Origin of the sequence: Streptomyces doebereineriae (assembly GCF_031845645.1) — a bacterium.
In the GTDB taxonomy this organism is placed as follows: Bacteria; Actinomycetota; Actinomycetes; order Streptomycetales; family Streptomycetaceae; genus Streptomyces; species Streptomyces canus.
In genome coordinates this window covers 1-394 of sequence record NZ_JAVREZ010000562.1, presented here as the reverse complement: position 1 = coordinate 394, position 394 = coordinate 1, and the positions used below count along the sequence as shown (strand labels likewise).

Here is a 394-nt window from a genome sequence, read left to right as displayed (position 1 = left end):
CGGTATCAGTGCCGCGTCACACCCTCAGCCCCGGTACCCGATGACGGTCATCATCCCGGCCTCCGCGTGGTAGACGTTGTGGCAGTGGACCATCCACAGCCCCGGGTTGTCGGCGTCGAACTCCACGGTCAGCGACCGGTGCGGCAGCACGATCGCGGTGTCCTTACGGGCCCCGGCGCCGTTCCCCGCCAGCGCGAAGGTGTGCCCGTGCAGATGGATGGGGTGCCACATGGCCGTCCCGTTCTCGAAGACGGCCCGCACCCGCTCCCCGGCCACCACCGGCCGCCGCCGCTCCGCGCTGTAGGGCTGCCCGTCGAAGGCCCAGTCGTACTTCTCCATCCCGCCCGTGAGCCGCATCCGCACGGTCCGGTCCGGCGCGCGCCGCTCCAGCGCC

At 72.1% G+C, this 394-nt stretch carries 1 protein-coding gene; it reads right to left on the bottom strand.

From position 1 onward, the window contains the following. Positions 1-24: 24 nt before the first annotated feature. A partial coding sequence (locus RNB18_RS53255; RefSeq protein WP_311721210.1) for a multicopper oxidase domain-containing protein occupies positions 25-394 on the bottom strand: 370 nt, incomplete at its 5' end.